The following is a 20,514-nucleotide window of genomic DNA, read 5'->3' as shown; positions in this document are numbered from 1 at the left end:
TTACCGACGCGCCCCCTGGCGCGTCGCTACCTTGAGATAGCCGTCTCCATGTTTGGTTCCAACGACGACAAGAAGACCCCAGCTGCGGCTGGCGAGAAGAAAGGCCTGTTCGGATGGCTGCGCAAAAAGCCGCAGGAAACCGTCGTCGAACAGCCGCAGGTTCAAGCCGAACCGATCCCCGAACCCCTAATAGAAGCCGAACCGCTTGCTGAAACGCCGCCGCCGGTGGTGTTGCCGGTGGTTGAACCGGTGTTGCAGCCGGTCATCGAGGCCGAGCCGGAGCTCGAGCACAAGCCGTGGCCGGAACTGCCGGTGGCCGAAGAGCCGGTGGCATTGGTTGAGGATGTGCAGGCCGAGCACGTGGTGCCGCCGATTCCTGCGGTGATTGAATCGGCACCGGTAGAAGACGTTGTGGTTCAAGCGCCGCCGGTGGTCGACATGCCTGCACCCCTGGTCGCCGCACCCGCGGTTATCGAGCCGGCCCCTGTCACACCAGCCACCGAAACCAGCAAAACCGGCTTCTTCGCCCGCCTCAAGCAAGGCCTGAGCAAGACCAGCGCCAGCATCGGCGAAGGCATGGCCAGCCTGTTCCTCGGCAAAAAAGTCATTGATGACGAACTGCTGGAAGACATCGAAACGCGCCTGCTCACCGCGGACGTGGGCGTGGAAGCTACCGCCGTGATCATCCAGAGCCTGACCCAGAAGGTAGCGCGCAAGCAGTTGACCGATGCCGACGCGCTGTACAAATCCTTGCAGGCCGAGCTGGCGGCGATGCTCAAGCCTGTTGAAGCACCGCTGGTAATCACCCCGAACAAGCCGTTCGTGATCCTGGTGGTGGGCGTCAACGGCGCCGGCAAGACCACCACCATCGGCAAATTGGCCAAGAAGCTGCAGGGTGAGGGCAAGAAAGTCATGCTTGCCGCCGGCGACACCTTCCGCGCGGCTGCCGTGGAGCAACTGCAAGTCTGGGGCGAGCGCAACAAGATTCCGGTGATCGCCCAGCACACGGGTGCCGACTCCGCTTCGGTGATCTTCGATGCCGTGCAAGCCGCCAAGGCGCGCAACATCGACGTGCTGATCGCCGACACCGCCGGTCGCCTGCACACCAAAGACAATTTGATGGAAGAACTGAAGAAAGTGCGCCGCGTGATCGGCAAGCTCGACGCCGACGCCCCCCACGAGGTGCTGCTGGTGCTCGACGCCGGTACCGGCCAGAACGCCATCAGCCAGGCCAAGCAATTCAACCAGACGGTGCAACTGACCGGCCTGGCCTTGACTAAGCTCGACGGCACGGCCAAAGGCGGCGTGATCTTCGCCCTGGCCAAACAGTTCGGGTTGCCGATTCGTTATATCGGTGTCGGTGAAGGCATCGACGACCTGCGCACCTTTGAAGCCGAACCCTTTGTACAGGCACTGTTTGCCGAGCGGGAGCGTTCATGATTCGATTCGAACAGGTCGGTAAACGCTATGCCAACGGGCATGTGGGCTTGCATGAGCTGAGCTTTCGAGTGCGTCGCGGCGAGTTCTTGTTCGTGACCGGTCATTCCGGCGCCGGCAAAAGTACCCTGTTGCGCCTGCTGCTGGCCATGGAACGCCCAACCACTGGCAAACTGCTGCTGGCAGGCCAGGACCTGGCCACCATCAGCAATGCGCAGATTCCGTTCCTGCGCCGTCAGATCGGCGTGGTGTTCCAGAACCACCAGTTGCTGTTCGATCGCACCGTGTTCAATAACGTTGCGTTGCCGTTGCAGATCCTGGGGCTGTCCAAGGCCGAAATCATCAAGCGCGTGGATTCGGCGCTGGAGCGTGTCGCGCTGTCGGACAAGACCGACCTCTACCCTGGCGATCTGTCCACCGGCCAGCAACAGCGCGTCGGCATTGCCCGCGCCATCGTCCACCGCCCGGCCTTGCTGCTGGCGGACGAGCCCACCGGTAACCTCGACCCGCGTCTGGCGGCCGAGATCATGGGGGTGTTCGAAGACATCAACCGCCTGGGCACCAGCGTACTCATCGCCAGTCACGACCTGGCGTTGATCGCCCGCATGCGTCACCGCATGCTGACCCTGCAACGCGGTCGCCTGATCGGTGACGGGGAGGCCGGAGTATGAGTGCTACACGCAGCCCTAAAGTATCCGAACGCGTGGCGCCGAAACCGGCCGACCCGCAACCGAAAAAGAAAAAGCATGACGACGATGACGGTCCGGACTTCGGCACCCTGCTGCGCGCCTGGATCGAAAGCCATCGCGCCAGCCTGCTCGACAGCCTGCGCCGTCTGGGCAAGCAGCCGATCGGCAGCTTTTTCACCTGCCTGGTAATGGCCGTGGCCTTGAGCCTGCCGATGGGCTTGTCGCTGCTGCTCAATAATGTCGAGCGCCTGGGCGGTTCCTGGCAGCGCGCGGCGCAGATTTCGTTGTACCTCAACCTCGACGCCAGCCCCCAGCAAGGCGAGGCGCTGCGCGACGACATCAAGAACATGCCGGGCGTGGCGGATGCCGAGTACGTCAGCCGCGACCAGGCCCTTGAGGAGTTCCAGCAGCAGTCCGGCCTGGGCGAGGCGCTCAAGGAACTGCCGCAGAACCCGCTGCCGGGCGTGGTGCTGGTGACGCCGAACGAGGTCGACAAAACGGCGCTGGAAGCCCTGCGACAAAAACTCGCGGAGATGCCCAAGGTGCAACAGGCGCAACTTGACCTAGTCTGGGTAGAGCGTCTGGCCGCCATCCTCAAGCTGGGTGACCGCTTTGTGTTTGGCCTGACCGTGTTGTTGGTGTCTGCATTACTTTTGGTGATAGGTAATACCATTCGTCTTCATATTGAAAACCGCCGCACCGAGATAGAAGTGATTAAACTGGTCGGCGGCACAGACAGCTATGTGCGTCGGCCTTTTCTGTACATGGGCGCGCTTTATGGCTTGGGTGCGGGGGTTTTGTCCTGGGCCGTGCTGGCTTTTGGCCTGAACTGGTTGAACGACGCGGTTGTCGGACTCGCCGGCTTGTACGGCAGCGATTTTGCCCTGGCCGGTGTGCCGGTAGCCGATGGTCTGAGTCTCTTGCTTGGCGCGGTATTGTTGGGTTATATCGGTGCCTGGATTGCGGTCGCACGGCATTTACGCGAGCTGGCGCCGAAGTAGTTAATGCCAGATTAATGTGGTTTCGTTTGTATTGACCGTATCAGCGGTTTAGGGAACTTGTCCTACGGTTCCCAGGTCAATTTTCGCAGTGCTGAACTGCACGAGTTATGTGAGTCGGAGGTTTTTTCGTATGACCACTTCTTTGCAACCTGCTTATGCCTTGGTCCCGGGTGCGAACCTGGAGGCCTATGTGCACACGGTCAACAGCATTCCATTGCTGACACCCGAGCAGGAGCGTGAACTGGCCGAGAGTCTCTACTATGAGCAGGATTTGGGGGCGGCTCGGCAGATGGTGCTCGCCCACCTGCGTTTTGTCGTACATATCGCCCGTAGCTATAGCGGCTACGGCCTGGCCCAGGCTGACCTGATCCAGGAAGGCAACGTCGGCCTGATGAAGGCGGTCAAGCGCTTCAACCCGGAAATGGGTGTGCGCCTGGTGTCGTTCGCGGTTCACTGGATCAAGGCGGAAATCCACGAGTTCATCCTGCGCAACTGGCGCATCGTGAAAGTGGCGACCACCAAGGCCCAGCGCAAACTGTTCTTCAACCTGCGCAGCCAGAAGAAACGCCTGGCGTGGCTGAATAATGAGGAAGTCCACCGCGTGGCCGAAAGCCTTGGCGTTGAGCCTCGCGAAGTGCGCGAGATGGAAAGTCGCCTGACCGGCCATGACATGGCCTTCGACCCGGCCGCCGAAGCGGACGACGACAGCGCCTTCCAATCGCCGGCCAACTACCTGGAAGACCACCGGTACGACCCGGCGCGTCAACTGGAAGATGCCGACTGGAGCGACAACTCCAACCACAACCTGCACGAAGCCCTGGAAGTGCTGGACGACCGCAGCCGTGACATTCTTTACCAGCGCTGGCTGGCGGAAGAAAAAGCCACGCTGCACGACCTCGCCCAGAAGTACAACGTGTCGGCCGAGCGCATTCGTCAGCTTGAGAAAAGCGCGATGAACAAGTTGAAGCTGTCGATCGCCGCTTAACCCAGCGGGTAACACTGGGTCAGAAATGTGGGAGGGGCTTGCCCCTCCCATATTTGTTTGTGTGTTGTGTCAGTCCGACCAGGGGGCTTTGCGGGAGTTGTTCAGTTCCACGAGATAACCGTCCCCACCCAACTGGCTCATCTGTTGACGAATCCACGCCGCCCGCCGCGCCACATAGGCGGTTGGATGGCTGGCGCTCCAGACGCGCGGGTTCGGCAATACGGCAGCCAAGTAGCTTGCCTGCTGCCGCGAAAGCCCTTTAGCGCTCACCCCAAAATGATGCCGCGCCGCCGCTTCGGCACCAAACACGCCCTCATCCCATTCCACGCTGTTGAGGTACACCTCAAGAATCCGTTGCTTGGGCCACAACACCTCGATCAACCCGGTAAACCACGCCTCCAGGCCCTTGCGCAGATAACTGCGACCGGCCCACAGGAACAGGTTTTTCGACACCTGTTGGCTCAACGTGCTGGCGCCGCGAATCGAACCGCCGCGCTCGTTGTGCTGGATCGCCGCCTGGATTGCGCCGAAGTCGAAGCCCCAATGCTGCGGGAAACGCTGGTCTTCACCGGCCATCACCGCGACTTTGAGATCATCGGAAATCTCGTCCCACGGCACCCAGGTGCGTTGCAGGTCGATGGGCTCGCCGTCGAACCAGGATTCGATCTTGCGCTCCACCATCAGCGCAGTGAACGGCGGCGGGACGATACGCAACAGCAGCACCAGCAAGACACTGCCGATGGCAAACCATTTCACGACGTTGAGAAAGCGTTTGAAGAGGAGACGCAGCATAGAGATGGCTTGGCCGAACCCGTTGAGCGGGCCATTATACAGACCCTGCCCGATGAGTCTGACTGGAGTTCCTCATGCTGCGTAGCTTTCTGATGCTGGCTGCCTTTTTCGGCTTCACCGGTGTGGCCCTCGGCGCCTTCGCCGCTCACGGCCTGAAAAACCGCCTGAGCGCCGAATACCTGGCGATCTTCCACACGGGCGTGACTTACCAACTTGTGCACACCCTGGCCCTGTTCGGCGTCGCGTTGTTGGCCGCGCACCTGCCGGGCCGCCTGGTGACTTGGGCCGGCATCTCGTTCGTGGTCGGTATCCTGTTGTTTTCCGGCAGCCTGTACGTGCTGACCCTGACCGGCATCAGCAAACTCGGCATCATCACGCCGCTCGGCGGCCTGGCCTTCTTGCTCGGTTGGTTCTTCCTCGGTCTGTTCGCCTGGCGCCTGCAGCTGTGACCGCTTGACGCTTGGAGCTGACCTTCTGGCCCCAATCGGGCTAGAATGCTGGCCCCTAAAAACGATGGCGGCCCGTGGCATGCGCATTCAGTTGAACGGCGAACCCTTTGAACTGCCCGACGGCGAAACCGTCGCGGCCCTGCTGACCCGCCTGGAACTGACCGGGCGTCGCGTCGCAGTGGAGCTCAACCTGGATATCGTCCCGCGCAGCCAGCACGAAGGCACCGCGCTCAGCGACGGTGACCGGGTCGAAGTGGTCCACGCCATTGGCGGCGGCTAGTCGCCTGCCCGAATTCTGCAGAACCTCACCCCATTACGAGGATTTCCCATGAGCATCGTTCGTAGCGACAAGCCTTTCGTCCTGGCCGGTCGTACCTACCAGTCCCGTCTGCTGGTCGGTACCGGCAAGTACCGCGACATGGAAGAAACCCGCCTGGCCATCGAAGCCTCGGGTGCCGAAATCGTGACCTTCGCCGTGCGCCGCACCAACCTCGGCCAGATCGAGGGCGAGCCAAACCTGCTCGAAGTGCTGTCGCCGGACCGCTATACCTTCCTGCCGAACACCGCCGGTTGCTACGATGCCATCGAAGCCGTGCGCACCTGCCGCCTGGCCCGTGAGCTGCTCGATGGCCACAACCTGGTAAAGCTGGAAGTGCTGGCCGACCAGAAAACCCTGTTCCCCAACGTGATCGAAACCCTCAAGGCCGCCGAAACCCTGGTCAAGGAAGGCTTCGACGTGATGGTCTACACCAGTGATGACCCGATCATTGCCCGTCAACTGGCAGAAATCGGCTGCATCGCAGTGATGCCGCTGGCCGGTCTGATCGGTTCGGGCCTGGGGATCTGCAACCCCTACAACCTGCAGATCATCCTCGAAGAAGCCACGATCCCGGTGCTGGTGGATGCAGGCGTGGGCACTGCCTCCGACGCAACCATCGCCATGGAACTGGGCTGCGACGCGGTGCTGATGAACTCGGCCATCGCCCATGCCCAGCAACCGATCATGATGGCGCAAGCCATGAACCACGCCATCGTCGCGGGCCGCCTGGCCTACCTCGCCGGGCGCATGCCGAAAAAACTCTACGCCAGCGCCTCTTCGCCGCTGGATGGTCTGATCAAGTAAGAGCCATTGATGACTGAATCAAACGAAACGCCGAACACCCTGGAAGCAGGCGACGAGTCCAAGCATCGCCGCATCAAGAGTTTTGTGATGCGCGCCGGCCGCATGACCGAAGGCCAGCAAAAAGGCCTGGAGCAAGGCACGCCACTGTTCGTGTTGCCGTTGGCCGACGCGCCGGTGGATTACGACCAGGTGTTCGGCCGCTCGGCGCCACGCTCCCTGGAAATCGGCTTCGGCATGGGGCACTCCCTGCTGGAAATGGCCGCTGCCGCGCCGGACCAGGACTTTATCGGCGTGGAAGTGCACCGTCCCGGTGTCGGCGCGCTGCTCAACGGCGTGCTGACCCAGGGCCTTACCAACCTGCGGGTCTACGACTGCGACGCGATCGAAGTGCTCAACCGCTGCATCGCCGACAACAGCCTCGACCGCCTGATGCTGTTCTTCCCCGACCCTTGGCACAAAGCCCGTCACCACAAGCGCCGCATCGTCCAGGCGTCCTTCGCCGAGCTGGTGCGCAGCAAGCTGAAAGTCGGCGGCATCCTGCACATGGCCACCGACTGGGAACCGTATGCCGAATACATGCTGGAAGTGATGAACGTCGCTCCGGGCTACCGCAACCTGGCCGAAGACGGTAAATGTGTGCCGCGCCCGGCAGAGCGTCCGATCACCAAGTTTGAACGCCGTGGTGAGCGGTTGGGGCATGGGGTGTGGGATTTGAAGTTCGAGAAAGTCGACTGACAAACCAGCCACTTGGAATGCGGTAAAAAATGTGGGAGGGGCTTGCCCCTCCCACAGTTGTTTTGTGTTGGATTTGAGATCAGCGGCGGTCAGCCACTACCCCAATCAACACCAGCACCACCACCAACACCGGCGCCAGGCTGTAGTTATTGAACTGGCTCAACCCCCGCACAATCCACGGCGTGGCGTAGATCAACGCCGCGCCGCTGCCAATCATGCACAGCAGCGCCATCAAGGGAACGCGCAAGGCGCCGGCGATGCTGCCCAGGCGCGCTTCGACCCAGCCCTTGATGTCGGCGCCGAACAGCACCAGCAAGCAGCCGACGAGGGCCAGTGAAATTTCCGACAGGTTGCTGCGGCTCCAGCGGGATACGGTGGCGAGCAGGTCGAGTACCAAATCCATTCGATTTCCTTAAGAGCGTCAGCTCAAAAACGTCTGCAACAGGTCATTGAGAAAGAGTTGCCCGCGGTCGGTCGCCGCCAGGCGTGAGGGTTCGACCTGCATTAAGCCACTTTGTTCTGCCTCGCGGCGGCCTTCAGCGAGACTGGCCAGATCGAGGCCGGTGCGCTCGGCGTAGAGTCTGGCTTCGACACCCTCGGTAAGGCGCAGGGCGTTCATCAGGAACTCAAAGGGCAGCTCTTCGTTGGTCAGCTCCTTCGCGCCGGCCTGGAAGGGTTTGGCCGGGTTCAGGTAGTCCTTCGGCGCCCGGGTCTTCCAGGTACGCACGATGCGCCCGTCCGAGTGGCTGAGCTTGCCATGCGCGCCGGCGCCGATGCCGATAAAGTCGCCGAAGCTCCAGTAGTTCAGGTTATGCCGCGCCGGGCGGCCCGGTTGGGCATAGGCCGACACTTCATATTGCCGGTAACCGTGTTCGGCGAGCAGTGCCTGGCCGGCTTCCTGGATATCCCACAGGGTGTCGTCCTCCGGCAGCACGGGCGGCTGGTTCCAGAACACGGTGTTGGGTTCCAGGGTCAACTGGTACCACGACAAATGCGTGGGCTTGAGTGCGATGGCTTGGCGCAGGTCGCTCAGGGCGTCGTCCAGGGACTGGTTTGGCAAACCGTGCATCAGGTCGAGGTTGAAGTTATCGAACCCGGCCTGGCGCGCCATGCCGGCGGCGCGCACCGCCTCGTCACCATTGTGGATGCGGCCCAGCGCCTCGAGTTTTTCCTGCTGGAAGCTCTGGACGCCGATGGACAGGCGGTTGATCCCCAGCTTGCGGTACGCCACGAACTTCTCTTGTTCGAAGGTGCCGGGGTTGGCCTCCAGAGTGATCTCGATGTCGCCGGCAAACGGGATCCGGGCTTCCACACCCTTGAGCAGACGGCCCAGTGCCGCTGCGCTGAACAGGCTGGGCGTACCGCCGCCAAAGAAGATCGAGCTCAGCTCCCGCCCGTAAACGGCGTGCAGATCCTGGTCGAGGTCATCCAGCAGGGCGTCTACGTACTCTTCCTCTGGTAGCACTTGGCTTGCGGTATGGGAGTTGAAGTCGCAATAAGGGCATTTGCGCACGCACCACGGGATGTGGATATACAGCGCCAGGGGCGGCAGCACCGGCAGGCTCGCCCGAGGTGTTTGCGCGCCGCCATGGATCAGCGGCAGCGCCGGAGTGTCGTGGGTCATTTCAGGCCCAGGCGTTGGCGCAGCAGATCCATTGCACGGGCGCGGTGGCTGATCTGGTTCTTGTCGGCGGGGCTTAGCTCGGCGCTGGAGACATTGCGCTCCGGCACCCAGAACAGCGGGTCATAGCCAAAACCGTGGTCACCGCTGGCTGCATGCAGGATGCGCCCGTGCCACAGGCCTTCGCAAAGGATCGGTAACGGGTCATCGGCATGCCGCACCAGGGCCAGCACGCAGACGAACTGCGCGCCACGCATCGCGTCCGGCACATCCCTGAGGGCCTCGAGCAGCTTGGCGTTATTGGCCGCATCGCCCTGGCCACCGGCGTAACGCGCGGAGTAGATGCCCGGCGCGCCGCCGAGGAAGTCCACGGCCAGGCCGGAGTCATCCGCCAGCGCCGGCAGGCCTGAAATGCGTGCGGCATTGCGGGCCTTGAGGATGGCGTTCTCGACAAATGACAGGCCGGTTTCTTCCGGCTCGACCTGGCTGAACTCGCCGATTGAGCACAGTCGCACGGACTCACCGAGCATGGCCTGCAGTTCTTTGAGTTTGCCGGCGTTATGGCTGGCCAGTACGAGTTGTGTAAGAGTCATCAGTTGGCCGGAAACAGTTCTTGGTTGAATTGGAAACTGTGGGCCTTGCCGCCCGTTTCAACGTTGATGGTAAACGTCTTGTATTCCCGCAGCGTCACGGAGTAGGGCGCAAGGTAGCTGATCCCGCTTTTCTCTTCGATTTGCTTGAACGTGAGAATCTCGCTCTTGCCGCCCAGGTCCTTGATGGTACCGGTCACCTGGGCCGCGACCGGGGTCACGCCCTTGATCACCGTCACATTGATCAAGCCCTTCTCCTTGCTGCGCACCACGCCGACTTTCTGGGCGGTTTCGGGTGGCAGGAAGCTTGAGGTAAAGGTGTTGTAGTGAACGGTGATGTCACCGAAGTCTTTCTTGCGATTAGCGTCGATAGTGTCCGCAGCCATGGCGTTGGCGCCCAGGCATGCGGTCAGTAGAAAAATAGCCAAACGACTCATGATCGTCCCTCTTGATAATGATTAGACGGCAATCTTGTGTTCGGTCAGGCCAGGGCTGCTGACCCGGTAAATTCCGATTTCACCCAACAAATTGGGCCATAGCTTACTCGCCCAGCCGTGGCGATGCTGTTGATCGACGGCCAGGCGGTTGATCACCTTGGCTTCGCGCTCGCCGCACAGTGCTTCGAAGTCTTCGAAGGTGCAGAAGTGGATGTTCGGCGTGTTGTACCAGGTGTATGGCAGGAAGTCCGACACCGGCATGCGGCCCTTGGTGGCCAGGTACCAGCGGCAGCGCCAGTGCCCGAAATTGGGAAAGGTGATGATGCATTGGCGACCTACGCGCAGCATTTCATCGAGGATCCGGTCCGGGTAGTGCACCGCTTGCAGGGCCTGGGTCATGACGACGATATCGAAGCTGTTGCTGGCAAAGTTGCCCAGGCCCTTGTCCAGGTCCTGCTCGATCACGTTGATGCCCTTGGCCACGCACTGGGCGATGTTATCCGGGTCGTTTTCCAGGCCATAGCCGGTCACTTGCTTGTGGTCGCGCAACCAGCTCAGCAGTTCGCCATCGCCGCAGCCGAGGTCGAGCACGCGGCTGCCGGCGGGGATCCAGTCTTGGATGATTTCCAGGTCGGCTCTCATGGCGTTCTCCCAAAGCGTAAGCAATTCATATAAGCGTGATTCGGTTCATGTAGTTGCGAAACGCCTGCAGGTAGCGCGGGATCGGGATCAGGAAGGCGTCGTGGCCTTGTGGTGCATCGATTTCCAGGTAGCAGACGTCTTTGCGCGCGGCCATCAGGGCATCCACCAGCTCACGGGAGCGCGCGGGCGAGAAGCGCCAGTCGGTAGTGAACGACATCACGCAGAACTTCGCCGTGGCGTGCTCGAAGGTTTTCGCCAGGTCGTCATCAAAGCTGGCCGCCGGGTCGAAATAGTCCAGGGCCTTGGTCATCAACAGGTAGGTATTGGCGTCGAAACGCCCCGAGAACTCCTCGCCCTGATAGCGCAGGTAGCTTTCCACCTGGAACTCGACGCTGTGGAAGTCGTAGTTGAGCTTTTCGCTCTTGAGGCCACGGCCGAATTTCTCGCCCATGGAATCGTCGGACAGGTAAGTGATATGCCCGACCATCCGCGCCAGCATCAAGCCGCGCTTGGGGATCACGCCCGCTTCCTGGAACGAGCCGCCGTGGAACTCGGGGTCGGTGAGGATCGCCTGGCGCGCCACTTCGTTGAAGGCGATGTTCTGCGCCGACAATTTGGGGGCCGAGGCGATTGCCAGGCAATGGCGCACGCGATCCGGGTAAGTGATGGTCCACTGCAGTGCCTGCATGCCGCCCAGGCTGCCGCCGATCACCGCCGCCCACTGGTTGATGCCGAGCAGATCGGCCAGGCGCGCCTGGCTGTGCACCCAGTCTTCCACGGTGAGCACCGGGAAGTCGGCGCCGAACGGCTTGCCGGTTTCCGGGTTGAGGCTGCTGGGGCCGGTGGAGCCGTTGCAACCGCCGAGGTTGTTCAGGCTGACCACAAAGAACTGGGTGGTGTCGATGGGCTTGCCGGGGCCGATGCAGCTGTCCCACCAGCCGGGCTTGCGCTCGTCGACAGAATGGAAACCGGCGGCGTGATGATGACCGGACAGGGCATGGCAGATCAGCACCGCGTTGCTCGCCGTGGCGTTCAGTTGGCCGTAGGTTTCGTAGATGAGGTCATAGGCTGGCAGCGAACGCCCGCAGGCCAGGGCCAGCGGTTCGCTGAAGTGCGCCACTTGGGGGGCGACCAGTCCAACAGAATCGGGGGGAAAGACAGCTGGCATCGACCCTGCTCTCGTTTAAATGAGGCGTAAGTCTAAAGAGCGGGGACCCTAGCGGCAAGCGAAGGTCTGCGCCGGTACACAGATACAAAATGTGGGAGGGGCGGTGCGACGATTCGAATTGCCCCCTCCCACATTATGATCCGCGTCAGATCAGCCCAAACAGTTCCTTGGGCATACCCGCGTAATCAGCCACGTACGGGATCACCCAGCCCTGTATGAGTTGGATCGCGATAAACGCGAAGATCGGCGAGATATCCAGGCCGCCCAGGTTCGGGATCCAGCGGCGGAACGGTGCCAGCACCGGCTCGGTGATCTGGTAGACCAGTTCGGCACCAGGGCTGCGGCTGCCGGGAGCGACCCACGACAGAATCACGCTGATGATCATCGACCAGAAAATGATCTTCAAAAACAGCGAGAAGATGCCAATCAGCGCCCATGGCAACAGCAGCGGCGTGAGGGGCACATAGCCCATGAGCAGCAGGAGGACCACCATGAACAACAGAATCTGCAACAGCAGCGCCAGCACCAGCGACGACATGTCCAGGCCGAACATGCTCGGGATCACCCGGCGCAGTGGCTTGAGCAGCGGCTGGGTGGCCTTCACCACGAACTGGCACAGCGGGTTATAGAAGTTCGCCCGCACCAGTTGCAGGATAAAACGCATCAGCACGATCAGCAGGTACAGGCTGCCCAAGGTCTGGATGATGAAGATGAGGGCACTATTGAGTCCAAGCATCATGTATTCCTTCGTAGGGAGACGACTATTTGCCCAGCTGTTCGGCCATTTCGGCCGAACGATGTGCCGCGGCACCCAGTGCTTTTTCCACCAGGGCTTCAAAGCCCCCGGCCTGGAACGATTCGATGGCGGCTTGTGTGGTGCCCCCTGGGGAAGTGACGCGACGGCGCAACTCGGCAGCGTCCACGTCACTGGCGACGGCCATCTTCGCGGCGCCCAGTGCGGTTTGCTCGGCCAGTTGCTCAGCCACTTCCTTGGAGAGGCCCAGTTTCACGCCGGCGGCGGTCATGGCTTCGATCAGCAGGAAGAAGTACGCCGGGCCGCTGCCGGACACGGCGGTGACCGCGTCCAGTTGCTGCTCCTGTTCCAGCCACAGGGCGATGCCCACGGCGGACAGCAGCACCTGCGCCTGCTCGCGTTGTGCGGCGCTCACTTGGGCGGTGGCGTACAGGCCACTCACACCCTGGCGCAGCAGCGACGGGGTGTTGGGCATGCAGCGCACGATCGGCTGGGCGCCAAGCCAGTGGTTCATACTGGCGCAGGTAATACCGGCTGCGATGGACACCACCAGTTGGTGCGGCTGCAGGCTCGGGCGCAGGCTTTCGCACACGGCCTTCATGGCTTGCGGCTTGACCGCCAGCACGATCACGTCGACGCCCTGGATGGCCTCGGCGTTGTCGGCAAAGGTCTCGATACCGTGTTCGGCACTGATGCGGGCGCGGGTGTCGGCCCCCGGATCGCTGGCGCGGATCTGCGCGGCGTCCAGGCCTTTGGCCCGCAGGCCGCCGATCAGGCTGGCCGCCATGTTACCGGCGCCGATAAAGGCAATACGCGTGTCTGTCATGACAGGTCCTTAGCTAGATGGAAGTCAGCCATTTCAAGGCTGGCCGTAGTCGCGGGCGCCAAACAATGCGGTACCGATCCGCACCCAGGTGGCGCCTTGGGCGATGGCCGACTCAAGGTCGTGGCTCATGCCCATGGAAAGTGTGTCGAGCGGCAGGTTCAAACCGGCTTGCAGCTCGCGCACGGTGGCGAACGCCGCATCTTGCTCGGCCCGATCTTCTGTCGGCTCGGGAATCGCCATCAAACCGCGCAGCTTCAAGCGAGGCAGGGCGCTGATCGCATTGGCCAGGGCCGGCAGGTCGGCGGGCGTGCAGCCGGACTTGCTGGCTTCGCCGCTGACGTTGACCTGGATGCAGATATTCAGCGGCGGCAGGTCGGCCGGGCGTTGTTCGGACAAGCGTTGTGCGATTTTCAGACGGTCCACGGAATGCACCCAGGCGAAGTTCTCGGCGATCGCGCGAGTCTTGTTCGATTGAATGGGGCCGATGAAGTGCCAACTCAAGGGCAGGTCGGTCAATTCGGCCTGTTTGCCCAAGGCTTCCTGCAGATAGTTCTCGCCGAAGTCGCGCATCCCGGCGGCATAGGCTTCGCGAACGGCTTGCGCGGGTTTGGTCTTGCTCACGGCCAGCAGGTGGATGCTGTTTGCGTCACGTTGCACGGCGTCGGCTGCAGCGCGGATGCGCCGGCTAACCTGGCCGATATTGTCTGCTATCGTCGACATTCAAGATGCGCCCGTGGATATGGAGTCCGCGGCATTCTACTGGAAATGGAAAGCCCTATGGATATCACTGAATTGCTGACGGTTGGCGTGCGCCGGGGCGCCTCCGACCTGCATCTCTCGGCCGGCCTGGCACCCATGCTGAGGATCGATGGCGAGGTTTGGCCCCTGGATTGGCCAAGGCTGGCAGCCCGTCAAGTGGCGGACTTGTTAAGCCCGCTGCTCAACGAGCATCAACAAAAGGATTTCGAAACATCTCTTGAAACGGACTTCGCGTTCGAGCTGCCCGGTGTGGCGCGGTTCCGGGTAAACGTGTTCCAGCAGGAGCGCGGCATGGGCGCAGTGTTTCGCACCATCCCGACCGAGGTCCAAAGCCTGGAGAGTCTGGGCCTTGGGGAAGTATTCCAGCGCATCGCCCAGTTGCCCCGCGGCCTGGTGCTGGTGACCGGGCCCACCGGCTCCGGCAAGTCCACCACCCTGGCTGCGATGATCGACTACCTCAATCAGCATCGGCGCCAGCACATCCTCACGCTGGAAGATCCGATCGAATTTATCCACACGCCGAAAACCGCGCTGATCAACCAGCGTCAGGTGCACCGTGATACGCACAGTTTTTCGGTAGCGCTACGCTCGGCGCTGCGCGAAGACCCGGACGTGATCCTGGTAGGCGAGTTGCGCGACCTGGAAACCATCCGCCTGGCGTTGACGGCTGCCGAGACCGGGCACCTGGTCTTCGGCACGCTGCACACAACCTCGGCGGCGAAAACCGTGGATCGCTTGGTGGACGTGTTTCCGGCAGGCGAAAAGGCCATGGTGCGCTCGATGCTGTCGGAGTCGCTGCAAGCGGTGGTGTCCCAGGTGCTGGTGAAAAAACTCGGCGGCGGGCGCGTGGCGGCCCATGAAATCATGCTGGGCACACCGGCCATTCGGAACCTGATCCGCGAGGACAAGGTGGCGCAGATGGTCTCGGCCATTCAGACCGGTGGGGCGTTGGGGATGAAAACGTTGGATATGAGTTTGAAGGCGTTGGTCGGGGAGGGGGTGATCAGCCGGGAGGCGGCTCGGGAGAAGGCGAGGGTGCCTGCAGATATATAGGATCGGGGAGATATAAGGCGATCCAAATGTGGGAGAGGGCAAGCCCCTCCCACATTGGTTACTGCATTTCAGCTGAAGATCAGCGTTGCACGATCCGCAGGTTGCTGTTCTGCTCTTTGGGCAGAACCCGCTTGGCAATCACGTAGTTCTTGTCCCAGAACGGCTTTTTCAGCGTGTCAATGCTCACCGACTTGCCACGACGCGGTGCGTGGATGAAGCGGTCGTTGCCCAGGTAGATGGCAACGTGGTTCACCTGGCGGCTCTTGAGTTTGAAGAACAGCAGGTCGCCCGGCTTCAAGTCCTTGCGATCCACCTTCTGCCCGTGGCCGGCGGCCATGGCATTGGAGGTGCGCGGCAAATCCACGGCTTTTACGTCGTTAAACGCGTATTTCACCAGGCCGCTGCAGTCGAACCCTTTACTTGGGCTGCTGCCGCCCCAACGATAAGGTGTACCGAGCACGTTGACGGCGCGGCTGAGCACGGTGCTGCTTTGCTTGGTGTTGACAGCCATCAGGCCGGGAGCTGCTTTACCGTGGGCCTTGCTCAGTTGAGTTGGGCGGCTGACGGTCGGCTTTACCGACTTGGCGGTGCTGGGTGTGCTGTGAACTTTAGGGGTGAAACCGTTAACGTTCGGAAGTCGTTGCTCACGATTGGTGGCGTGGGCGGCCAATGGCATTAATAGGCAAATGGTTAGCCATGTCTTGAAAAATGGTCGCATTAGGCGTGGCTCTTATGGGTTTGCGCGCAACTTTATAACAGCTTTTTGTGCCGTTCTCAGGCCGTTTGTCGACTGAACCTTGCGGTCAAAATCAGGAAAAACGCGACGATTCGCCGCAATTGTCCTACACAAGTCAGGTGGCATAAGGCTTTCAGGGCAGGGAAGATACCATTTACCGTACGTCGGGCGCTTGTAAAAAAGTCACAAAGAAAGTGAAAAAATTTATCTATCGACCCAAATGAGGTACTCCATGAACACCTATCAACAGGTTGGCCCGCATCAAGACACTCACAGCAAGGTGATTGGCTACCTGCTATGGATTTTCGGATTTACCGGGGCGCATCGCTTTTATTACGGCAAGCCCGTCACCGGTACGATCTGGTTTTTTACCCTGGGGCTTTTGGGTATCGGCTGGCTGATCGACCTGTTCCTGATCCCGGCCATGGACCGTGAAGCCGACCTGCGCTTTACCGCCGGGCCCATCGAATACAACGTGGCCTGGATCCTATTGGCGTTTCTCGGGGTATTCGGCGTGCACCGCATGTACCAGGGCAAGTGGATCTCCGGCCTGATCTACCTGTTGACCGGCGGTTTGTTCCTGGTCGGGGTGCTGTATGACTTCTGGACGTTGAACACGCAGATTTCGATCCGCAATGCCGAGCGTAATGGCGGACGTTGATCTCTCAGCCATACTGCAGAACCAAATGTGGGAGGGGCGGTGCGACGATTCGACTTGCTCCCGATAGCGCAGTGTCAGTCACTGCATCTGTGACTGATCCACCTATATCGGGAGCAAGCCCCCCCCCACTTGTTACTGTGTCCGCTTTAGAGCGGTTCAGGCCTGGTAGCTGATGCGCCCATCCACCAGGGTGTAGCGTACGCTCGCCGGCAGGCTATGCCCGATGAACGGGCAGTTCTCACCCTTGGACAGCCAGTGTTCCCCGGCAATCGTGGAGCTGGCCGGATCAAACAGCACCAGGTCCGCCGCCGCACCCACCGCCAACTTACCCGCCGGCAGGCGCAACGCCTCAGCCGGTCCGGCGCTCAGGCGTGCCAGCAGCGTCGGCAAGTCCAGCAAACCGTCTTCCACCAACGTCATGGCCAATGGCAGCAACAGCTCGACGCTGCTGATGCCCGGTTCTGTCGCGCCAAACGGCGCCAGCTTGGCGTCACGCTCGTGGGGCTGATGGTGGCTGGAAATCGCCGAGACCACACCGGACTTCACTGCCGCGCGCAAACCCTCGCGGTCGGCCAGGGTGCGCAGCGGCGGCTGCACGTGGTACAGGCTGGAGAAGTCGATCAGCGCCTCGTCCGTCAGAATCAATTGATACAACGCCACATCCGCCGTTACCGGCAGGCCACGGGCCTGGGCCTGGGCGATCAGGGCCACACCACGGGCGCTGGTCAGCTGGCTGAAGTGCGCGCGCACGCCGCTTTGCTCCACCAGCAACAGGTCGCGGGCCAGGGCCACGGTTTCGGCGGTTTCCGGAATGCCCGGCAGGCCGAGGAAGCTGGCCACGGCGCCTTCATGGGCCAGGCCACCTTCGGCCAGGTCGCGGTCCTGGGAATGGAAGATCACCGTCAAATCGAAGGTGGCCGCGTATTCCAGGGCGCGGCACAGCGTGCGTGTACTGCGGAAACCTTGCAGGCCGTTGCCGAACGCCACGCAGCCGGCGTCGCGCAGTGCAATGAGTTCTGCAAGCTGTTCGCCTTCGAGGCCTTTGCTCAGGGCGCCGATGGGGAACACTTTGCAATTGCCGGCTTCACGGGCGCGGTCGAGGATCAGCTCGGTCACGGCCGAGGTGTCCAGCACCGGCTTGGTGTGCGGCGGGCAGCACAGGCTGGTCACGCCGCCGGCCGCAGCGGCACGGGTTTCGCTGGCGATGCTGCCTTTGCGGCTGTAACCCGGTTCGCGCAGGGCGACGTTGAGGTCTACCAGCCCAGGGGCGGCTACCAGGCCAGTGGCATCAAGGGTCTCGACCGCGGTGAAACCGCCGGGGGCGGCGCCGATAGCGATGATCTTGCCGGCTTCCAGATGAAGGTCAGTAACGGCGTCCAGGCCAGTGGCCGGATCGATAACGCGCGCGCCAAGAATGCTGAGCTTCACTGGGCGTTCTCCTGCTCGAATTGACGTTGCGCGGTTTGCCCGCTCATGGCCATGGACAACACCGCCATGCGCACGGCGATGCCGTAGGTGACCTGGTTGAGGATCACCGACTGGTTACCGTCGGCCACCGCCGACTCAATCTCCACCCCTCGGTTGATCGGGCCCGGGTGCATCACGATGGCATCCGGCTTGGCGCCGGCCAGGCGCGCGGTGGTGAGGCCGAACAGGCGGTAGAATTCACCTTCGCTCGGCAGCAGGCCACCGGCCATGCGCTCTCGTTGCAGGCGCAGCATGATCACCACGTCCACATCCTTGAGGCCCGTGGCCATGTCGGTGTAGACCTTCACGCCGTACTGCTCGATACCGATAGGCAGCAGGGTTTTCGGTGCGATCACGCGGATATCCGGGCATCCCAGGGCTTTGAGCGCGAGCATGTTCGAACGCGCCACCCGCGAGTGCAGGATGTCGCCGACGATGGCCACCGAGAGGTTTTCAAAGCTGCCCTTGTGCCGACGGATGGTGAGCATATCGAGCATGCCCTGGGTCGGGTGGGCGTGGCGGCCGTCGCCGCCGTTGATGATCGCCACCTGCGGGCACACGTGCTCGGCGATGAAATGCGCGGCGCCGGAGTCACCGTGGCGCACCACGAACATGTCGGCGGCCATGGCTTCCAGGTTGCGCAGGGTGTCGAGCAGGGTCTCGCCCTTGCTCGCCGATGAGGTGGACACGTTCAGCGTGATTACGTCGGCCGACAGCCGCTGGGCCGCCAGTTCAAAGGTGGTGCGGGTGCGCGTGGAGTTCTCGAAGAACACGTTGCAGATGGTTTTGCCGCGTAGCAGCGGGACCTTCTTCACCGCCCGGCCACCGACTTCGAGGAACGAGTCGGCGGTGTCGAGGATCTCGGTGAGCAGTTCGCGGGGCAAACCGTCGAGGGACAAGAAGTGTTGCAACTGGCCCTGAGCATTGAGCTGCAGCGGGCGCTTGGCATCTAGAGGCGTCATCGCGGGGACTCTTTACAAGGCGGTTTAAAGGGCAAGGTCTTGCAGTTCGAGTTCGAGCGGCGTAGGACCGGACAATTTTACTCGCTGGCTGGCCTCAAGGGACAGCGTGGCACCGACCACGTCCGGGCTGATCGGCAGTTCGCCGGCGTCCAGGTCGAGCAGGCACACCAGCGTGATGCTGGCTGGGCGGCCGTAGTCGAACAGCTCGTTCATGGCAGCGCGGATGGTGCGGCCGCTCATCAGCACGTCGTCGATCAGCACCAGGTGCTGGCCTTCGACCTCGAACGGCAGGGCCGAGGGTTGCACTTGCGGGTGCAGGCCGTTCTGGCTGAAGTCGTCGCGGTAGAAGGATACGTCCAGGGTGCCCAGGGGCGAATCGCTGCCCAGTGCTTCCAGCAGCGCCTGGGCCACCCACACGCCACCGGTGCGAATGCCGATGAAGCGCGGCTCGCTGATGCCACGGTGTTCCAGGTGCGCCTTGAGGCGTATCGCCATCTGGCTGATCAGTTCGGCGGGATTCGGCAGGCTCATGGTGGCTCCTTCAGGGCCTTGCTGTAGGCAAGTTCCGGGCTCAAACGTAAGAAGACGCGGCAAGCCGCGTCAGTCAGGATTCAAATAAAGCAGTGTTTTCATCCAGCCAACCCTGCAACAGCAGGGCGGCCGCGATTGCATCCACAGGGTTGTCGCGGTAGCTGCCCTTCTGCCCGCCACGGTCACGTCGCTCACCCTTGGCTTCAAAGGTGGTCAGGCGTTCATCGTGGGTATAGAAGGGGATGTTGTAGCGGCCGTTGAGGCGGCGGGCGAACTTTTCGGCGCGCAGGCACATGTCGCTGGGGGTGCCATCCATGTTCAGAGGCAGGCCGACCACCACTGCGTCGGGCTTCCATTCCTTGATCAGGGCTTCGACCTGGTTCCAGTCCGGTATGCCGTTCTGGGCCTTGAGGGTGCACAGTTCGCGGGCCTGGCCGGTGATGACCTGGCCGACCGCAACGCCGATCTGTTTGGTGCCGTAGTCAAAACCCAGGATCAGACGCAAGGCCATCAAGCGTGCCCCGCCTGGCTGGTCAACAGGCTGAGGTTGACCCGCAGCTTGGCGGCGGCCGCTTCCAGGCGCAGTTCGCTGGCAGTGTTGAACAGGATGTCGGCGTCGAACGGACAGGTCAGCCAGGCATTGCTGGCCAGTTCTGCTTCCAGTTGCCCGGCTTCCCAGCCGGCGTAACCCAGGGTGATGACACTTTGCTCGGGGCCTACGCCATCGGCAATCGCAAACAACACGTCCTGAGAGGTGGACAGCGACACGCCGTCCAGGTCCACCGTGGCCTGGAACGTCGGCCCGGTCGGGTGCAGCACAAAACCGCGATCGGTCTGCACCGGCCCGCCGATGTAGATCGGCACATGCTGGCAACGGGCCGGCGGCTCGATCTCTGGGCGCAGTTGCTCGAGGATATCGGCCAGGTTCAGCTCCTGCGGGCGATTCACCACCAACCCCATGGCACCGTTGGCCGTGTGCTCGACGATGTAGGTCAAGGTCTGCGCAAAGTTCGGGTCGGCCATATGGGGCATGGCGATCAGGAATTGGTGCTTGAGGTAGGTCGGGCTGACATTTTTCATGTCCGCTAGTGTGGCG

The 20,514-nt window shown here is 61.9% G+C and carries 26 protein-coding genes; 10 read left to right on the top strand and 16 right to left on the bottom strand.

Translation table 11 applies throughout. From position 1 onward, the window contains the following. The first annotated feature begins 48 nt into the window (after positions 1–48). The 4 genes from ftsY (at position 49) to rpoH (ending at position 4,112) form a co-directional block, all read left to right on the top strand. Positions 49–1,440 carry a signal recognition particle-docking protein FtsY gene (gene ftsY, locus V6M90_RS14340; RefSeq protein WP_332846704.1) on the top strand — a complete coding sequence of 464 codons (1,392 nt, stop codon included), beginning with the start codon at positions 49–51 and terminating at the stop codon, positions 1,438–1,440. Further along, the gene (gene ftsE, locus V6M90_RS14335; RefSeq protein WP_003176700.1) at positions 1,437–2,108 is read left to right on the top strand and encodes a cell division ATP-binding protein FtsE; all 672 of its coding nucleotides are present in this window, start codon (positions 1,437–1,439) and stop codon (positions 2,106–2,108) included. Before ftsY ends, ftsE begins: the two co-directional genes overlap by 4 nt. Further along, positions 2,105–3,127 carry a permease-like cell division protein FtsX gene (gene ftsX, locus V6M90_RS14330; RefSeq protein WP_003176699.1) on the top strand — a complete coding sequence of 341 codons (1,023 nt, stop codon included), beginning with the start codon at positions 2,105–2,107 and terminating at the stop codon, positions 3,125–3,127. The genes ftsE and ftsX overlap by 4 nt, the downstream gene beginning before the upstream one ends. Positions 3,128–3,257: 130 nt before the next feature. Beyond that, positions 3,258–4,112, top strand: a complete 855-nt coding sequence (gene rpoH, locus V6M90_RS14325; protein ID WP_003176698.1) for an RNA polymerase sigma factor RpoH — start codon at positions 3,258–3,260, stop codon at positions 4,110–4,112. 69 nt (positions 4,113–4,181) lie between these two features. Here rpoH and mtgA read toward each other — a convergent pair whose 3' ends face one another. Further along, positions 4,182–4,904, bottom strand: a complete 723-nt coding sequence (mtgA, locus tag V6M90_RS14320) for a monofunctional biosynthetic peptidoglycan transglycosylase (RefSeq protein ID WP_003176697.1) — start codon at positions 4,902–4,904, stop codon at positions 4,182–4,184. A 74-nt stretch (positions 4,905–4,978) separates the two neighbouring features. On the opposite strand from mtgA, the gene V6M90_RS14315 reads away from it, so the two are divergent. The 4 genes from V6M90_RS14315 (at position 4,979) to trmB (ending at position 7,211) form a co-directional block, all read left to right on the top strand. Further along, positions 4,979–5,353 (top strand): DUF423 domain-containing protein, encoded by a 375-nt coding sequence (locus V6M90_RS14315; RefSeq protein ID WP_003176696.1) that lies wholly within the window; start codon positions 4,979–4,981, stop codon positions 5,351–5,353. Positions 5,354–5,432: 79 nt separating this feature from the next. Further along, positions 5,433–5,633: a sulfur carrier protein ThiS gene (gene thiS, locus V6M90_RS14310; RefSeq protein ID WP_042945398.1), complete on the top strand. Its 201-nt coding sequence runs from the start codon at positions 5,433–5,435 to the stop codon at positions 5,631–5,633. 48 nt (positions 5,634–5,681) lie between these two features. After that, entirely contained in the window at positions 5,682–6,476 is a 795-nt protein-coding gene (locus V6M90_RS14305) for a thiazole synthase (RefSeq protein WP_003176694.1), read from the top strand. 9 nt (positions 6,477–6,485) lie between these two features. After that, entirely contained in the window at positions 6,486–7,211 is a 726-nt protein-coding gene (gene trmB / locus V6M90_RS14300) for a tRNA (guanosine(46)-N7)-methyltransferase TrmB (RefSeq protein WP_078826457.1), read from the top strand. Between the two features lie 79 nt (positions 7,212–7,290). Here trmB and V6M90_RS14295 read toward each other — a convergent pair whose 3' ends face one another. The 9 genes from V6M90_RS14295 to V6M90_RS14255 form a co-directional block, all read right to left on the bottom strand. Next, positions 7,291–7,614, bottom strand: a complete 324-nt coding sequence (locus V6M90_RS14295) for a DUF3392 domain-containing protein (protein WP_003176691.1) — start codon at positions 7,612–7,614, stop codon at positions 7,291–7,293. Positions 7,615–7,632: 18 nt separating this feature from the next. Beyond that, positions 7,633–8,835 (bottom strand): radical SAM family heme chaperone HemW, encoded by a 1,203-nt coding sequence (gene hemW, locus V6M90_RS14290; RefSeq protein ID WP_305428039.1) that lies wholly within the window; start codon positions 8,833–8,835, stop codon positions 7,633–7,635. Next, on the bottom strand, positions 8,832–9,428 hold the full coding sequence (rdgB, locus tag V6M90_RS14285; protein ID WP_332846730.1) for an RdgB/HAM1 family non-canonical purine NTP pyrophosphatase: 597 nt from the start codon (positions 9,426–9,428) through the stop codon (positions 8,832–8,834). The genes hemW and rdgB overlap by 4 nt, the downstream gene beginning before the upstream one ends. After that, positions 9,425–9,859, bottom strand: coding sequence for a DUF4426 domain-containing protein (locus V6M90_RS14280; protein ID WP_003176688.1), 435 nt, complete (start codon positions 9,857–9,859; stop codon positions 9,425–9,427). The genes rdgB and V6M90_RS14280 overlap by 4 nt, the downstream gene beginning before the upstream one ends. Before the next feature lie 21 nt (positions 9,860–9,880). Next, positions 9,881–10,501, bottom strand: a complete 621-nt coding sequence (gene metW / locus V6M90_RS14275; RefSeq protein ID WP_003176687.1) for a methionine biosynthesis protein MetW — start codon at positions 10,499–10,501, stop codon at positions 9,881–9,883. 25 nt (positions 10,502–10,526) lie between these two features. Beyond that, a complete protein-coding gene (metX, locus tag V6M90_RS14270; protein ID WP_003176686.1) occupies positions 10,527–11,669 on the bottom strand; it encodes a homoserine O-succinyltransferase MetX in 1,143 nt (380 codons plus the stop codon). Between the two features lie 145 nt (positions 11,670–11,814). Then, positions 11,815–12,405, bottom strand: a complete 591-nt coding sequence (locus tag V6M90_RS14265; RefSeq protein WP_003176685.1) for a YggT family protein — start codon at positions 12,403–12,405, stop codon at positions 11,815–11,817. Positions 12,406–12,430: 25 nt separating this feature from the next. Next, positions 12,431–13,249 (bottom strand): pyrroline-5-carboxylate reductase, encoded by an 819-nt coding sequence (gene proC, locus V6M90_RS14260; RefSeq protein WP_003176684.1) that lies wholly within the window; start codon positions 13,247–13,249, stop codon positions 12,431–12,433. Positions 13,250–13,282: 33 nt separating this feature from the next. After that, a complete protein-coding gene (locus V6M90_RS14255) occupies positions 13,283–13,969 on the bottom strand; it encodes a YggS family pyridoxal phosphate-dependent enzyme (RefSeq protein ID WP_003176683.1) in 687 nt (228 codons plus the stop codon). A 57-nt stretch (positions 13,970–14,026) separates the two neighbouring features. Here V6M90_RS14255 and V6M90_RS14250 point away from each other — a divergent pair, with 57 nt between their 5' ends. Further along, the gene (locus V6M90_RS14250) at positions 14,027–15,061 is read left to right on the top strand and encodes a type IV pilus twitching motility protein PilT (protein WP_003176682.1); all 1,035 of its coding nucleotides are present in this window, start codon (positions 14,027–14,029) and stop codon (positions 15,059–15,061) included. Positions 15,062–15,140: 79 nt separating this feature from the next. Here the strand turns inward: V6M90_RS14250 and V6M90_RS14245 are convergent, their stop codons facing one another. Beyond that, on the bottom strand, positions 15,141–15,779 hold the full coding sequence (locus V6M90_RS14245; RefSeq protein ID WP_003176681.1) for a C40 family peptidase: 639 nt from the start codon (positions 15,777–15,779) through the stop codon (positions 15,141–15,143). A 250-nt stretch (positions 15,780–16,029) separates the two neighbouring features. On the opposite strand from V6M90_RS14245, the gene V6M90_RS14240 reads away from it, so the two are divergent. Then, a complete protein-coding gene (locus V6M90_RS14240) occupies positions 16,030–16,458 on the top strand; it encodes an NINE protein (protein ID WP_003176680.1) in 429 nt (142 codons plus the stop codon). Between the two features lie 156 nt (positions 16,459–16,614). Here the strand turns inward: V6M90_RS14240 and V6M90_RS14235 are convergent, their stop codons facing one another. The 5 genes from V6M90_RS14235 to V6M90_RS14215 all read right to left on the bottom strand — a co-directional run bounded on the left by V6M90_RS14235 (position 16,615) and on the right by V6M90_RS14215 (position 20,498). Then, positions 16,615–17,886: a dihydroorotase gene (locus V6M90_RS14235; protein WP_141062895.1), complete on the bottom strand. Its 1,272-nt coding sequence runs from the start codon at positions 17,884–17,886 to the stop codon at positions 16,615–16,617. After that, positions 17,883–18,887 (bottom strand): aspartate carbamoyltransferase catalytic subunit, encoded by a 1,005-nt coding sequence (locus V6M90_RS14230; RefSeq protein ID WP_003176678.1) that lies wholly within the window; start codon positions 18,885–18,887, stop codon positions 17,883–17,885. The genes V6M90_RS14235 and V6M90_RS14230 overlap by 4 nt, the downstream gene beginning before the upstream one ends. A gap of 24 nt (positions 18,888–18,911) precedes the next feature. Continuing rightward, positions 18,912–19,418, bottom strand: a complete 507-nt coding sequence (gene pyrR / locus V6M90_RS14225; protein WP_332846703.1) for a bifunctional pyr operon transcriptional regulator/uracil phosphoribosyltransferase PyrR — start codon at positions 19,416–19,418, stop codon at positions 18,912–18,914. 73 nt (positions 19,419–19,491) lie between these two features. Beyond that, entirely contained in the window at positions 19,492–19,929 is a 438-nt protein-coding gene (ruvX, locus tag V6M90_RS14220; RefSeq protein WP_003176676.1) for a Holliday junction resolvase RuvX, read from the bottom strand. Next, on the bottom strand, positions 19,929–20,498 hold the full coding sequence (locus tag V6M90_RS14215) for a YqgE/AlgH family protein (protein ID WP_078826450.1): 570 nt from the start codon (positions 20,496–20,498) through the stop codon (positions 19,929–19,931). Before V6M90_RS14215 ends, ruvX begins: the two co-directional genes overlap by 1 nt. Between the last annotated feature and the right edge of the window lie 16 nt (positions 20,499–20,514).

The organism is Pseudomonas lactucae, assembly GCF_036688725.1.
GTDB classification, from domain to species: Bacteria; Pseudomonadota; Gammaproteobacteria; order Pseudomonadales; family Pseudomonadaceae; genus Aquipseudomonas; species Aquipseudomonas lactucae.
The sequence above is the reverse complement of the archived record's forward strand: the minus strand, read 5'-3'. Positions and strand labels throughout refer to the sequence as shown.

Bases quoted from the DNA above. Each gene is read 5' to 3' on its own strand.
- ftsY (WP_332846704.1), top strand. From the start codon at position 49: ATGTTTGGTTCCAACGACGACAAGAAGACCCCAGCTGCGGCTGGCGAG.
- ftsE (WP_003176700.1), top strand. From the start codon at position 1,437: ATGATTCGATTCGAACAGGTCGGTAAACGCTATGCCAACGGGCATGTG.
- ftsX (WP_003176699.1), top strand. From the start codon at position 2,105: ATGAGTGCTACACGCAGCCCTAAAGTATCCGAACGCGTGGCGCCGAAA.
- rpoH (WP_003176698.1), top strand. From the start codon at position 3,258: ATGACCACTTCTTTGCAACCTGCTTATGCCTTGGTCCCGGGTGCGAAC.
- mtgA (WP_003176697.1), bottom strand. From the start codon at position 4,904: ATGCTGCGTCTCCTCTTCAAACGCTTTCTCAACGTCGTGAAATGGTTT.
- V6M90_RS14315 (WP_003176696.1), top strand. From the start codon at position 4,979: ATGCTGCGTAGCTTTCTGATGCTGGCTGCCTTTTTCGGCTTCACCGGT.
- thiS (WP_042945398.1), top strand. From the start codon at position 5,433: ATGCGCATTCAGTTGAACGGCGAACCCTTTGAACTGCCCGACGGCGAA.
- V6M90_RS14305 (WP_003176694.1), top strand. From the start codon at position 5,682: ATGAGCATCGTTCGTAGCGACAAGCCTTTCGTCCTGGCCGGTCGTACC.
- trmB (WP_078826457.1), top strand. From the start codon at position 6,486: ATGACTGAATCAAACGAAACGCCGAACACCCTGGAAGCAGGCGACGAG.
- V6M90_RS14295 (WP_003176691.1), bottom strand. From the start codon at position 7,614: ATGGATTTGGTACTCGACCTGCTCGCCACCGTATCCCGCTGGAGCCGC.
- hemW (WP_305428039.1), bottom strand. From the start codon at position 8,835: ATGACCCACGACACTCCGGCGCTGCCGCTGATCCATGGCGGCGCGCAA.
- V6M90_RS14280 (WP_003176688.1), bottom strand. From the start codon at position 9,859: ATGAGTCGTTTGGCTATTTTTCTACTGACCGCATGCCTGGGCGCCAAC.
- metW (WP_003176687.1), bottom strand. From the start codon at position 10,501: ATGAGAGCCGACCTGGAAATCATCCAAGACTGGATCCCCGCCGGCAGC.
- metX (WP_003176686.1), bottom strand. From the start codon at position 11,669: ATGCCAGCTGTCTTTCCCCCCGATTCTGTTGGACTGGTCGCCCCCCAA.
- V6M90_RS14265 (WP_003176685.1), bottom strand. From the start codon at position 12,405: ATGCTTGGACTCAATAGTGCCCTCATCTTCATCATCCAGACCTTGGGC.
- proC (WP_003176684.1), bottom strand. From the start codon at position 13,249: ATGACAGACACGCGTATTGCCTTTATCGGCGCCGGTAACATGGCGGCC.
- V6M90_RS14255 (WP_003176683.1), bottom strand. From the start codon at position 13,969: ATGTCGACGATAGCAGACAATATCGGCCAGGTTAGCCGGCGCATCCGC.
- V6M90_RS14250 (WP_003176682.1), top strand. From the start codon at position 14,027: ATGGATATCACTGAATTGCTGACGGTTGGCGTGCGCCGGGGCGCCTCC.
- V6M90_RS14245 (WP_003176681.1), bottom strand. From the start codon at position 15,779: ATGCGACCATTTTTCAAGACATGGCTAACCATTTGCCTATTAATGCCA.
- V6M90_RS14240 (WP_003176680.1), top strand. From the start codon at position 16,030: ATGAACACCTATCAACAGGTTGGCCCGCATCAAGACACTCACAGCAAG.
- V6M90_RS14230 (WP_003176678.1), bottom strand. From the start codon at position 18,887: ATGACGCCTCTAGATGCCAAGCGCCCGCTGCAGCTCAATGCTCAGGGC.
- pyrR (WP_332846703.1), bottom strand. From the start codon at position 19,418: ATGAGCCTGCCGAATCCCGCCGAACTGATCAGCCAGATGGCGATACGC.
- ruvX (WP_003176676.1), bottom strand. From the start codon at position 19,929: ATGGCCTTGCGTCTGATCCTGGGTTTTGACTACGGCACCAAACAGATC.
- V6M90_RS14215 (WP_078826450.1), bottom strand. From the start codon at position 20,498: ATGAAAAATGTCAGCCCGACCTACCTCAAGCACCAATTCCTGATCGCC.